The following is a 12,544-nucleotide window of genomic DNA, read 5'->3' as shown; positions in this document are numbered from 1 at the left end:
CATAACAACCTCAAGTGATTTCATCATTTCTTCGCAACGAAACAAAGGCCAACACGCCGAATACCAATTCGGCCACAAGATAGAACAATAGAACGAACCCAGGCATACCATCCAATATGATGCTCAGCGCGCGCCCGGTGGCTAGGCCCACCATAAACAGAAAAAGCACCCACAGCGCGGGGCGCTGCAACTCCGGTTTTCCTGCTGCGATCAGCCAAAAAACGGCATTTGCCAGATAAAGCCCCATTATGGCTCGGAAAACATGCGCTTGGTTCGTTCCTTCCACTGGGAAGCCAAGCAAATATGTCACTGTGACAGACGGTACGAGACCGTAAGATAGTGCAATCGGCACGAGGCCAAGTGCTGCAAGGAGCAACAACAGACGATCACTCATAATGTTCAGCCTTTAATTCAAGTGAGTAACACATGGGTTCAAAAAACGCGCACTCGTCGCTGCTTCACTAGAGTTTGCTAGCAATTTCTTGGCTCTGAACGCAACGCTCCAAAGGCGCAATTCAATGCACAAAAGCATAAGTTATTAACTTCCGCATTGTCCGCATTGCGGTCGTTTGCTGCAACTTGCTTGAACGTCTATTTTGCGGACGAAACGGACATTGGAAGAATGCTCTCGCGACCCACAAGTTAACTATAGTCGGAGTTCATCTTGCGATAGTCAGAGGGCGTCAGTCCCGTCACCTTCCTAAATGCGCGGCTAAAGTTGTTTGCGGTTTCATATCCTAGCATGGAGGAGATACTGGAGACTGTCTCGCGCGTATCTGTGAGGAGTTCCTCGGCCCTTGCTACCCTGACATCGTTGACGATTTCGCGAAAACGGACCCCTTCGCTTGCTAACTTCCGTTGTAGTGTGCGAACGCCAAGATCGAGCGAACGCGCGGTGGCATCAATCGACATTTCCTCCCGATGGAGTTGTTGCCAAACCACCTCTTCGACTTGTCCTCGAAGTGTTTGGGGCGGGCCGCCCAATCGTTCGCGAGAAATATCTCCGACGGTTGTCGAGCCGCCGGTGAGTTTTTTGGGTGAGGCTTCGGCTCGCAAAGCCGATGCATCAAACTCAACTCCAAGCCGGGAGGCGTTCCAGACTACAGGACAAGCGTAGGTGTCTTCTGCCTCTACAAATCCAGGAACCTTCGGGAAGTCCAAGAGCACGGCCCATGGCTTCCAGTCGTTTCCTAAATACGCACGGAATATGCTCAGAAAAACCCCAACGGCCGAGAAACCGATGTCTGGATACGCGAAATGCGAGCGAAGCCCAAAACGATAACAGTAGCGCGCGCTTGTGCCCGAAGTTTCAAGCCACGCGCGATCCGTGGACGAATGAAATGGCATGACGGCAGAAGCTCGTATTAGCGCTGCCCCCAGCGTTGGAGCAGAAAGAACGTAACTCCCCCAGGCGCCGTAGTCCGCGACGGTGAGATACGGTGACCACAACAATCCGATGTTTTGTTGTCCCGTGGATCGTGCGGCTTCGTGCACAAAGGTCGCCAAGGCATGCTCCGAGATGTAACCGCCTCTTTCCTCAATGAAGTGAACAGGAAGATCGGCAGAGTCAAAAGCACGCAACAGGCGTCTTTCCCCAGCGGCCTCAAGCACAAACTGGGGCATCGCGCCCAAGGCCTTGGCCGAAATCATCGGTGGTAGGTTCAATCCGCCAACCCGCTTGTTTGCCCGCGTGTCGTGAAATGATACGCAACGGCTGGTCGGATGTGCAAGCTTTCCACAAACAGCAGGGAGCATTGCGCCATGAAGATACTTGGGCCATCACACAGCGGTTTGTCGACGCATCTTTTTGGCGTGGCGCTTTTTGTGGGTATTTCTTCCTCGCCAGTTCTTTCCCAGTCTTTCAACGACACGGGTGACATCCTTGCACGATCAGCCGAAGTCGAGGACATCGAGTACAAGATCATGGTGCAGCGCGCCACTCAGACTGCAATCTGGGGAATGCCCGCCGCTGGTATGATCGATTTTCTGAAGGGCATTCGCCGCGACCTCGGTGGCGACTACAACGACATCATTTATCTCAACAAGCCGTTCGACTCCAAACATGGGTTTCTTACGGCCAACGATGTTACGGCCTATGCTTGGGCTTCAATGACCTCGGAACCCGGTCCCCTTGTCATTGAAGTGCCTGCTGCCACCGACAAGGTGAACTACTTCGGTACAATCGTAAATGCTTGGGATGTTCCTATTGTGGACGTTGGTCCCGATGGTTTCGATGAAGGTGCCGGCGGCAAGTACCTCATGCTACCCCCAGGCTACGAAGGGGATATGTCCCTGGAGGAATTAACTGAGGCGGGATACCTTCCCTTTGAAACAGATACCTACGAATATGGGTTTTCGTTCCGGCCAAAACTGACGAATGGCGGAACGGACGCCGATGCGGCCGACTACGCTCAGACGATCAAAGTGTACTACCTGTCTGAGGCCGACAATCCGCCACCCAACAACTATCTCGAAGCGTCAGAAGTGCCGTACGACTCGCTTCCATACTACAACGAGACATTCTTTCAGGACTTGAACGATTACGTTCAAAACAACCCTGTCAGACCACAAGACAAGGTCATGATAAATTTCCTGAAGGATCTCGGGATCGAAAAGGGAAAACCTTTCGAGCCATCGGAAATTCAGATGCAAGCTATGAATGAGGGTTTGTTGTTGGCGTATGCCTCAATGCAGAACTACTTTGTAACGCCCGGCAAAGCCATGATCCCGCTCTGGGTCGACGATAGCGGCGAGATGAAGAGCCAGTGGCTGATATGGGACTTTGCCGAAGGTCAACCCGAGGCTGGTTTCCCATATGAGACTGAGACAGAGGTACTTGTGGATGCGCGTGCGGGCGGCAGCTACTTCTGGATCACGTACCTGCCGAAACAACTCGGTGGCGGTACCTTTTATTTGACGGGCCTTCGCGACAGCGACGGCGAAATGTATGACCACCATCAGACTTACAGACTGAACGTCCCAGCGGACACACCTGCCGAAGATTTCTGGTCAGTGATTGTTTATTCGATGGAGACCAAGAGCTTCATTCGGAACGTTGACCCAGTGGGCCTGTCCGAGCGCGACACAGACTCCATGCAAGCCAATGAAGACGGTTCCTACGACATCTTTTTTGGACCAGAGGCACCGGAAGGCATGGAAAGCAACTGGATACCAACCACGGAGCCGTACTTTCTTTTGTTCCGTCTATATGGGCCGCAAGATGGATGGTTGGAAAGTGGCTGGATGCTGGGCGATCTAGAAAAAGTAAACTGATCAAAATAAACAAAAATTCCCGTTGGAGCGAACAATGAAAACAAAGTCGTTAACCGTGCTAACCGCCCTGGTACTCGCATCGCAATCTCCAGCCCAAGAGTACAAGGCCGAAGTTCCGGATAGCATAGTCGTACCGGACCAGGTGGAGACACGATTTGGAACGTTGGAGTATTTTGACGGCTTGCCGACGCCGGATACCGCTAAGCTGTCGTATAACGCACTAAACTTCATGCGTGGCATGCAGGTATTCATGGATGGAATGCCTGCAGCTTCAACATATGCAATGTGTCACGGGCTCGAAGAGGGCGCTGGCGTTGATCCGATGAAGATCGGGATCTTTGAAGACCTGTATAACGCCCGTTCGCTTCTTCTCACGCCGAACACCACGACAATCTACATTCTCAACTGTACGGACCTCTCCGAAGGGCCAGTGGTTTACGACGTGCCGCCGGGCATGCTGGGGTTCGTGAACGATGCCTATATGCGTTATGTCACTGACATCGGGAACGCTGGGCCTGACGCTGGTGAGGGTGGGAAGTTCTTGATCGTTCCACCCGACTATGAAGGCGAGTTGCCGGACGACGGTTACTATATTGTGGAGCCGCAAAGCTATCGGAACTGGTTTCTGTTGCGTGCTTTTTATGGTGAAGACGGCGTTGGAGCCGCAGTGGATCGTGTGAAGGAAACTCTTCGTGTTTACCGGTGGGATGACCGCGATGCGCCGCCCGATCAGGAATTCGTGAACCTGACTGATCTTCAGTTCAACACGATCCACGCCAACGACTTTTCCTTCTTTGAAGAGATGAAGGCCGTTGTCGACAGCGAAGCGGAAGGAGCCCTTCCCGATGAGTTGATGGGAGCAATGTTCTCGCTGGGTATCCGGAAAGGTGAACCATTTGAACCCGATGACGAACTGAGGCTGCTGCTCACAGAGGCAGTCGCACTAGGCACGGCGGCGGCAAAGTCGTTGAACTTTGCTCCTCGTTCGCGTGCGCCATTCTATTATGACGAAGGGTATTGGAAGACAGCGTTCGTGGGTGGCAATCATGAGTTCCAGGCGGGGGACGTGAAAATCCTCGATGCGCGGACCCTGTTCCACTACTACGCGACTGGCATTACGCCTGCCATGGTTGCACAAAAGGTTGGTGTCGGGTCGCAATATGCGCTGGCAAACCGGGACAGTGACGGGAACTACTTCGACGGGAGCAAAACCTATTCCGTCACCATACCACCAAATCCGCCCGCGCAGGATTACTGGTCTTTCGTCGTCTACGACACCCAGACCCGTTCGCTGCTCGAAACTGATCAGAAACTCGCAGGGGTCGACAGCAACCAGCCGACATTGGAAGCGAATGAAGACGGAAGTTACACTGTCTGGTTCGCGCCTGAAGCGCCTGAAGGCAAAGAAGGCAACTGGATACAGACGATGCCGGGCAAATCGTGGTCGACCGTATTGCGTTTGTATGGCCCTCTCGAGCCTTGGTTTGAGGGATCGTGGCGACCGGGCGAGATCGAACTTATGAAGTGATAGACTGTCAATTTGGCGCCGCAACAGTTCGCTTTCGAGAAAGAGATGTCGTGCCATGTGAGTGCGCATCCCGAATAACGCGACAACAACATGGGGAGGGCGGCAACTACCTCGTAGTGCCGCCCTTCTGTTTGTCTGCTATGGGCTCAATGCGGTCATACAAGTGTTTTGATAGGAACGTCTGCTTTCAAAAGGATTACGCTTTAATCATGCATTTTAACTGCGTTCGACAACGGCGGTTGCGCTCTCCCGCAACCAAAACCACAAAATCAAAACAATCCACAAAATCCAAGCTGTGGGCCAAGGCTAGTCCTTTACCGATAGGGTATAGGGTAATGTCTTGGGACGCGAAGCAGATGCGCTTTGGGAGCGCTTCTCCGAAAGCGCTCCACTTTGGCGCCACACCTTCACGCCCGATGAGCCAATCCGCCTAACTCAACTTCGCGCTACCGCCGATGCGATTGACATCTGTGTTGGGAAAGAACTCTGCCCAGACGTGCCAGAACAAACCGGCACGCAAGGTTTCAACCCGCGTGAGTTGCCCCTGATCGCTATTTCCCCAAAAGTCACATCGCTTTACTGGTTTTCCGCTGTCGTTGTACCAGACCCCGAGGCTTTCGAAATGTGGGTCTATTTGGACCACAAGATCACGCCCACCGACTTGTGTGTTCACCAGCCAGTTCTGGTCAACCACGAAGTCGTCGGTCCAACAAACGGCATCCGACCCGATGGTCACGCCCCAAACAGGTGTCTTGTTGGGCAGGCGTGTGTCAGGCGCGCGCTCCATGTTGTCCATTACGGGGGCAGCTTCCTGATGCTGCCTAGAGATACCCCATCCGAAAACGATCTCCAGCACCATGTCCAGCAGTCTCAGGAACGGGTTGCTCGACGGCTTGTTCAGAAAGACCTCACCTTCCGGGTAGGCTTTCTTGAAGCCACGGAATGTCATGCGGAACGTTGGCCATGGCTTCATTTGAGCTTCTGGGCGCAATGGACAGGCGGGACCGTCCGATGCGGTGTCCCGATCCGCTTCTCGAAACCCGTAGATGTGTTGGATCGGTTCCCCGGTGTCGTTGTCCCGCAGGATCAGGTTGTTGCCATGTTGCGCTAGAACTTGAAGGTTCAGCCGCTTCCCTTCGATGGATGGCCTGTAACCCTGACCAAGATTGGCCATTGCACAATAGGTCATGACGATGTCTTCGCCCCCAAGCCCCTTGGCGTCGCCGGCCAGGTGGGGCCGCATGATCTGGGCGTCAGGATGTGCCCGGGCGTGATCGCCGTTTGTCATCACGATCACGGGCGCGGTCGGTCCGACGAACCGTTCCGCTTCGGCAATGCTGTAATACCGGGCTGTGTTGAGTTGGTTTCTCAACCCCAAATGGACCCACACATAGGGAAAGCCAAACAGAACCAATGCCAGAACCGCGCCCGCCCACCAGATCGCGCCGATGCCGGCACCGAACGCAAAGCGGGCTATGGTCGCAACCGCAAAAGCCGCAAGGCCAAGCCCGATCAACCGATATTCGTTGCGAATGAAGCGGATCATGTTTTCTCGCTTTACTTTCAACAACATCTGAGAGACGTCGCCGAGGTCGCGGAAATAGAGGAAGCCAATCCCGAGCGAGACAGCGAGTCCAATATAGAAGATCAGGTTGGCAAGCATGGAGGTGCCTCTTGAACGTGGCGGGCCGAGGTGAGGTCGGACTGCAGTTAGCGTTCGACCGCAGCTTGTTTGGTCAGAAAGGCTTCGACCGCGGCAACGGTTTCCGGGCGCAGGTTTTCGATGCCTTCATACGGCACGCCGCGCGCAGGTTCGGTATCAGGATACAGCTTCTTTCGGGCAAGATGCCGGCCCAGAATGCGCTGGAATTCCTGGCCGCCCCATGCGCCGACTTCGGTCGAAACCGGGTACTTTTCATGCGTATCCCGATAAATATCGAAGAAATTCGCCAGAATTGCACTTTCTCCGGCACCCGGAAGGTTCAGTTTCAACTGGTCCTTCACGATCGCCTTCGGGGACGCTACCGAATAGATGATCACGTGATCGCGGCGCGTTTTCGACTCATCACCGAACAGGATTGACGCGGATTGGTCCACCCCATCCACGAGCCTGTCCCGTGGGATGAACGCGTCGGCACCAGCGAGGCGGGAAAGGGTCGTATACAGATCCGACACATGGATGATGTTGTTCACGATCGAGTCCGCCTCGATCATTCCGGGCCAGCGGATGAAGGCATCCACACGTACGCCGCCTTCTGTCGTATCTCCCTTGCCGCCGCGGAAAATCATCGGCGTGAAACCTGACTGTGGGGAATATTTCGTGAAGTGTCCGTTGTCGCCCATCAGCACTACAATGGTGTTTTCGGCTACGCCAAGCGTCTCCATCTCGTCAAACAGCACGCCCAGATATTCGTCCAGCAGTTGCAACTTGTCGGCGTAAAGGCCGCCATTCACGCTTTCGGGGCCGTCGCGTCCTGCACGCGTGTTGTCCAGCGGGATCATCGGCCAGTACTGCAGAAAGAAGGGGGTGTCGCCGCCTGCCAGCCGCTGCAGTTCAGACAGCGCCTTGAGCTGGAACTGTTCGTTCATCTCATCGTATTTTTCTGCGTCCCACCGCTCGCCCGGCTGCATGCGGATTTCACGGATTGGACCGCCAGCCTCACCTTCGATGACGGTGGCCATGGCGGCAGGATCGGGGCGGAACCAATCGTCTACGATATAGTCCTCTTCGAAGTCCTGGATGCCGACCGAGACCTGCTCGCGGATGGCGTCATCGTTGAAGATCGTCAGCTGACCCTGTTGATGGATGGCATGCTGCGCATAGTCGAAACCCTGGTTCATCGCCCAGCTTTCCGCGATATCACCCATATGCCACTTGCCGACATGGCTGGTGGCATAGCCGGCCTCTTTCAGAACCTCTGCCAGCGTGACCTCATCTCCGGGAAGGCCAAAGCCGGCAATGTCGACCGTGGTGTCGCCCATGCCCATGCGCACCGGCAGGCGCCCGGTCATCTGGGCCACGCGCGTCGGCGTGCAGGAGGGCTCGGTATACATTCGAACCATGCGCATGGCTTCGTCCGAGAATGCATTGATGTTGGGGGTCTCAATTCCGCGTACCGCATTCAGTTCGGGAATGCCCATGTCGCCGAAACCCAGATCGTCGATCAGAATGGACACGATGTTGGGAGGGTTGCCAGCATTGCCTTCACGGAACTCTGCCAGCACCGCATCGACGGCAGCGTTGTCTTCAATCCACTGCTCGCCATTCTGGGCTTCCAGAATATAGTACTGTGCGTCATGGATGATCGGTGTGTCCTGCGCAAAAAGCGGGGAAGACAACAGGATCGAGATGGCCGGCGCCAAACAAAAAAGTCTTGTGAACATTAAGGGTTCCCCGCTGCAGGAAGGTTGCGATTGCGACAAGTCTAATTATTTCGGCCTCTAAATCAAATTCAGGGGCGGTGGCACGAGGGCCGGTCGCCCCGTTTGGGGGCAAACCATCGGCGTGTTCGCTAAGCTGTTTCGAACAGGGCGTCGGTGAGCACGTGTTCCGAAAGCGCCCCGGGCGCGCCGATTGCCACAAGCCGCGTCTCGGGCTTTCGGTCACCCCATGCGCCATCCCGTGAGATATCCATGCGCTTTCCGACGACCTGCACAAGAATGCGATGATCCGGGTCCTCCTCGCTGAAAACAAATCCTTTGAGGCGATAGACGTCGCCCGGTAGCTTTCGAATTGCGCCTCTCAGCGATGACAGGCTGATGGGTTGTTCAGCCTTCATCATCGTGGTTGAGAATCCGTCAGAATGATCAGCGTGTTGGCACCCGCAGTCGGGCCCATGCTCATGGTGCTGCGGCACTTCTGTCTCAAGCTGTTCGGCAGCAAACCGGCCGACCGACAGCAATATGTCCAGCGGGACATCCGCATTGACCGCTTCGACCAGGCGATACCTGCGGAAACGCGAGCCGAGCCAGTCGTGCACTTTCTGAACTGTTTCTGTGCTGACCAGGTCCACCTTGTTCAAGATGACCATGTCGGAAAACGCGATTTGCCTGAGTTTCAACTCCATCTGCTCTGGTGCGGCGAACAGCTGCTCGGCGTCGACAAGGCACATGAGGCTGTCGAGGCGGATCATGTCCCGGAACTTCTGGTCCGTGAACGTCATCGCGATCGAGGACGGGTCCGATACGCCACTGGCCTCGAGGACGATGTATTCCGGTTTCTCCGGTCGGGCGAGAACGGCCTCGACCGTTTCGATCAGGTCATCCCGGATCGAGCAGCACACACACCCATTCGCCAGGCTCATCACATCGTCTTCCAGGCCAACCACAAGATCAGCATCCACATTGATCGAGCCGAAATCGTTGACCAGAACCGCAACCCGCAGACCATGATTGCCGGTCAGGATGCGGTTCAGAAGGGTAGTTTTCCCCGCCCCGAGAAAGCCAGTCAGAATCGTGACCGGGATCGCCGCAGTCGAACCAAACTCGATCATACTGTCACTCCGTCTTCTTCTTGCGGTTTGGAATGACGTCGTCGGTCTTGATCACGAAGTCGCTGGGCCATTCGGGATTGGGGGCGCGGAACACGTCGGAGGGGTAGTATTCCTTGGGATCGATCTCCATGTCGCGGTACTTTTGGTCCTGCTGTTCGGCGCGCGATGACCGCGGGGCAGGTGGCTTGATTTCATCTGGCAAGGTGATCTTGCCTTCGGCTTCCATCTTGCCCAATTCACGGAACGGTGCGACCGAGCCTGACTTGCCGGGCAGTGTCGCCTTCCGATACCAGATCGCATCTTTTGTGACGTTGACCACGGCCACGTCCAGACCCCAGGCGAACAGCCCATCATAATGGGCCCGGATACCCGCCAGCATCTCGGCATCAATGTCCTCGTCCTGCGTGTAGTGGGTTACCATCGCAAGCCGAGGGCGTGCCTCAGCCATCATCTTGCCAACCGCATAATGCGAGGTGTGATGGGTATCGATCGTGTAGTTGAACAGCTCCTGCGGCAGGCCGTATTTGTAGGTCATCAACTGGCCGATATCCTGACCGGACATTTCAGTGACGAACACATCAACGCCTTTGCCGTATTCAAGGCTCAATTCATCCGGGCGGCCGTCCCCGGTCCAAACGAAGCTCAGGCCGTTCCAATCCAGGCGATACCCGACCGCGCCGTCCTTGGCATGGCTGCGTGGCCAGGAGCGAACGGTGACGCCGTCTTCGTCATAGACGATGCCGCCTTCCTGACGGAAATCGAACTCGTTGACCTCGATTTCATAGCCGTCTCCGATCGGGAATACGTCGAAGGCCTCCAAATGCCATTTCAGCATTTGCTTCATGCCGTCCACCATGCCCGCCGTTCCAAGCTCGGGTGTCCGGCCGGACGGGCCGTGGATCCGCAGCGGCGTGTAGCCACCCGACCAGGCTCTGAACGGGTAGATATAGGGGATGTCGGCGTAGTGATCGACATGCAGATGCGTGATGAAGATATCGTTGATCAATTGCGCAGGAACCTGCATCCCGATGATGTTGCGCACACAGCCCGACCCGAAATCGAAGAAGAACCGTTTTCCATTGCCCAGCTCGACCATCACACAGGTGCCTGCCTGATCCTCACGCGGAGGAAACGGCGTTGACCCGCAGAACGAGATGCGCATCTCGTCGGGCCCCAATTCCTCGGAAAGCGGGAAATAGTTTGCGTTCGACCCGGTCATGTACTTCGTCGGCCGGAAGTACTCGGGCAGAGTGATGCCGCCGGCCGGCCGGCCGCCATAGGGGTTCTTCAGGCTTTCACCCAGAGGGCCGTTCCCCTCATGCGCCTGCGCTGTGCCAGAGCCGTAGCTGACAGCCCCCGTTGCCACCGCACCTGCCGCCAGCCCCTGCATGACATGCCGGCGCGAAGGGTTTTCGATTTCATCCGCTGGCTGGTTTTGCTCGTTTACGTGATCGTTGCTTTGGTCTTTGTCGGTCATTGCGATACCCTCAGTCGGATGCGTTTCGAAGATTGCGCTTCGCCAGACGACGAAGCTCGTTCACAAGTTCAGATTTGATGTGGGCCCATTCCTCGCGCTCGGACGCGGTGATCGACGTATCCTTGAGCTTTGCGCAGACTTTGCCGAAGTCCTCGATGGCCTCGCTCAGAATCGCGTCCGGCTCGAACTGGCTGGAAAGCGCAGTCGAAAGCTCGGGTAGCTCGTCTTTGAGGTCGTCCGTCACTGGATAAAGCCCGATTCCCACTATCTATTCTCGCATCAAGATGCGTGCGGTTGACCGTGGCGGCCAAGTGAGTCACCGTGAGTTGGGGGTGAGTTTGCAGTGAACCAAGCCAATGATTTATCGATAGATCAAGATGTTGGGCTGCCATCACCTGACCTGGTTCGGCAGGCGCTGCGTGACATTGTTGCCAGCGCCGAGTTCCAAACGTCGCCCCGGCTTCAGCAGTTCCTCACCTATGTCGTCGAGGAAACCCTCGCCGGTCGCGGTTCCCAGATCCGCGGCAAGGCCATTGCAGTCGAAGTGTACGGTCGCAGCATTGATGGCAGCGGCGGTCGAAATCTGGTTCGGGTAGAGGCCAGGCGACTACGGCGTTTGCTGCGTGAGTTTTACGAAGACCATTGGGACGGTCAGGGCGTTCGGATCTTCGTCGATCCAGGCGGATACAAACCGCGGTTTTCACACCAAGCTTCCCTGGATGATCCCAAGTCGGACTTGGCAAGCCACGGCCCGTCCGGCGGACCCAGCCACCTGCGTGGACTTCTGTTGGTCGGGCTGTGCGTTGTGGCCATGATCGTCACACTGGGCATGTGGCTGAGACCCGGCAACGACGAGGCCGGGCAACCCTCCAACACCACCCGGCAGGCCGAACGGGCTGCGCTTGGTCAGCAATCGCTTGCCAGATTGCAGGCGGCCAACCTGGCGGATCAGGCGCGGGGGATGTTCTTTCCGGTCTTCGATGCCAAACGCCAGCAGATCGCCTTGGGAATGTTCCAGCACTCCACCGAGCTCGACCCGGCCTTGCCGGATGGCTATGCGGGCATGGCTCAGGTCTTGGCGACACTGGCTCTGCTGTCTCAAGACGAGGACACACGAGAGGATCTTTTGCGCCAAGCATCCCAGATGTCAGGGACGGCGCTTGAATTGTCGCCGTCGGGTGCATGGGCCAACGCCTCGAATGGCTGGCGATTGGCGGTGTCGGGCGATGCGGATGAGGCTTTGAAATACGCCCGGCTGTCTACTGAACTTGCGCCTGAAGATGGGCATGTTCTGGACCTTGTCGGGATTGCCGCCCTGATTGCGAACGAGCCCGAACTTGCGGCCGAGGTCAGCAATCCGTCGCGGGCCAGATCCGGATCCGGCCGATTTGGTGCGAGAAATATCTGGGGCGTATCGCAGCTTGTGCTCGGGAACTACGAAAACGTTGTCGATGCCTTTCAGGGTGCGCCTGCTGCAGGAGCGCCCGTAAGCGGGCCATCACTTTTGTTCCAGGCCGTCGCACATGATCAGCTGGGCAATTTTGACGAAGCAAAAAGGCTCGTTGACGAGTTGGATGCCACGTGGCCAGATTTTCCGTCCGAATTTCTGGTGCAAAGAATCTTTCCGGATGACGCCGACATACGGAAGAAGATACTCGAATCTCTGGCGAAGTACTGACAAGCCCGTCGCAGCCTGCGCCATTAATAAGTCTTCAGGTTCCAACTGAAGGCTTCGTGCGCGGCCCAGCTCGGCATTGACGTTTCGGTGCGGTG

10 protein-coding genes are annotated in these 12,544 nt (G+C 56.1%); 3 read left to right on the top strand and 7 right to left on the bottom strand.

Going from position 1 to position 12,544, the window contains the following annotated elements; all coding sequences use genetic code 11:
- Positions 1-10 precede the first annotated feature (10 nt).
- Both ACR0MM_RS07475 and ACR0MM_RS07470 read right to left on the bottom strand, forming a co-directional pair.
- Positions 11-394, bottom strand: a complete 384-nt coding sequence (locus ACR0MM_RS07475) for a DUF4345 domain-containing protein (protein ID WP_170419859.1) — start codon at positions 392-394, stop codon at positions 11-13.
- Positions 395-642: 248 nt separating this feature from the next.
- Positions 643-1,665 carry a helix-turn-helix domain-containing protein gene (locus ACR0MM_RS07470; protein WP_480695305.1) on the bottom strand — a complete coding sequence of 341 codons (1,023 nt, stop codon included), beginning with the start codon at positions 1,663-1,665 and terminating at the stop codon, positions 643-645.
- A gap of 96 nt (positions 1,666-1,761) precedes the next feature.
- Between ACR0MM_RS07470 and ACR0MM_RS07465 the strand changes: the two genes are divergently transcribed.
- Together ACR0MM_RS07465 and ACR0MM_RS07460 are read left to right on the top strand one after the other, a co-directional pair.
- Complete coding sequence (locus ACR0MM_RS07465; protein WP_170456324.1) at positions 1,762-3,273, top strand: DUF1214 domain-containing protein; 1,512 nt, start codon at positions 1,762-1,764, stop codon at positions 3,271-3,273.
- Between the two features lie 34 nt (positions 3,274-3,307).
- Complete coding sequence (locus tag ACR0MM_RS07460) at positions 3,308-4,801, top strand: DUF1254 domain-containing protein (RefSeq protein ID WP_170456322.1); 1,494 nt, start codon at positions 3,308-3,310, stop codon at positions 4,799-4,801.
- Positions 4,802-5,231: 430 nt separating this feature from the next.
- Here the strand turns inward: ACR0MM_RS07460 and ACR0MM_RS07455 are convergent, their stop codons facing one another.
- From ACR0MM_RS07455 to ACR0MM_RS07435, 5 genes are all read right to left on the bottom strand, one after another.
- The gene (locus ACR0MM_RS07455) at positions 5,232-6,464 is read right to left on the bottom strand and encodes a DUF3179 domain-containing (seleno)protein (RefSeq protein WP_480695303.1); all 1,233 of its coding nucleotides are present in this window, start codon (positions 6,462-6,464) and stop codon (positions 5,232-5,234) included.
- A gap of 47 nt (positions 6,465-6,511) precedes the next feature.
- Positions 6,512-8,185, bottom strand: coding sequence for a sulfatase-like hydrolase/transferase (locus tag ACR0MM_RS07450; RefSeq protein WP_480695301.1), 1,674 nt, complete (start codon positions 8,183-8,185; stop codon positions 6,512-6,514).
- A gap of 128 nt (positions 8,186-8,313) precedes the next feature.
- Positions 8,314-9,294, bottom strand: a complete 981-nt coding sequence (locus ACR0MM_RS07445; RefSeq protein WP_480695299.1) for a CobW family GTP-binding protein — start codon at positions 9,292-9,294, stop codon at positions 8,314-8,316.
- Between the two features lie 4 nt (positions 9,295-9,298).
- On the bottom strand, positions 9,299-10,771 hold the full coding sequence (gene gntH, locus ACR0MM_RS07440; protein ID WP_217353599.1) for a guanitoxin biosynthesis MBL fold metallo-hydrolase GntH: 1,473 nt from the start codon (positions 10,769-10,771) through the stop codon (positions 9,299-9,301).
- A gap of 10 nt (positions 10,772-10,781) precedes the next feature.
- Positions 10,782-11,015 (bottom strand): hypothetical protein, encoded by a 234-nt coding sequence (locus ACR0MM_RS07435; RefSeq protein ID WP_480695297.1) that lies wholly within the window; start codon positions 11,013-11,015, stop codon positions 10,782-10,784.
- A 99-nt stretch (positions 11,016-11,114) separates the two neighbouring features.
- On the opposite strand from ACR0MM_RS07435, the gene ACR0MM_RS07430 reads away from it, so the two are divergent.
- Positions 11,115-12,449: a tetratricopeptide repeat protein gene (locus ACR0MM_RS07430; protein ID WP_480695295.1), complete on the top strand. Its 1,335-nt coding sequence runs from the start codon at positions 11,115-11,117 to the stop codon at positions 12,447-12,449.
- Positions 12,450-12,544 lie beyond the last annotated feature (95 nt).

The sequence above is a fragment of the Ruegeria sp. BC6 genome (genome assembly GCF_056539185.1).
This window is presented reverse-complemented; position numbering and strand designations above follow the sequence as displayed.

Excerpts from the sequence above, each read along its gene's own strand:
- ACR0MM_RS07475 (WP_170419859.1), bottom strand. The coding sequence starts at position 394 with ATGAGTGATCGTCTGTTGTTGCTCCTTGCAGCACTTGGCCTCGTGCCG.
- ACR0MM_RS07465 (WP_170456324.1), top strand. The coding sequence starts at position 1,762 with ATGAAGATACTTGGGCCATCACACAGCGGTTTGTCGACGCATCTTTTT.
- ACR0MM_RS07460 (WP_170456322.1), top strand. The coding sequence starts at position 3,308 with ATGAAAACAAAGTCGTTAACCGTGCTAACCGCCCTGGTACTCGCATCG.
- ACR0MM_RS07455 (WP_480695303.1), bottom strand. The coding sequence starts at position 6,464 with ATGCTTGCCAACCTGATCTTCTATATTGGACTCGCTGTCTCGCTCGGG.
- ACR0MM_RS07450 (WP_480695301.1), bottom strand. The coding sequence starts at position 8,185 with ATGTTCACAAGACTTTTTTGTTTGGCGCCGGCCATCTCGATCCTGTTG.
- ACR0MM_RS07445 (WP_480695299.1), bottom strand. The coding sequence starts at position 9,294 with ATGATCGAGTTTGGTTCGACTGCGGCGATCCCGGTCACGATTCTGACT.
- gntH (WP_217353599.1), bottom strand. The coding sequence starts at position 10,771 with ATGACCGACAAAGACCAAAGCAACGATCACGTAAACGAGCAAAACCAG.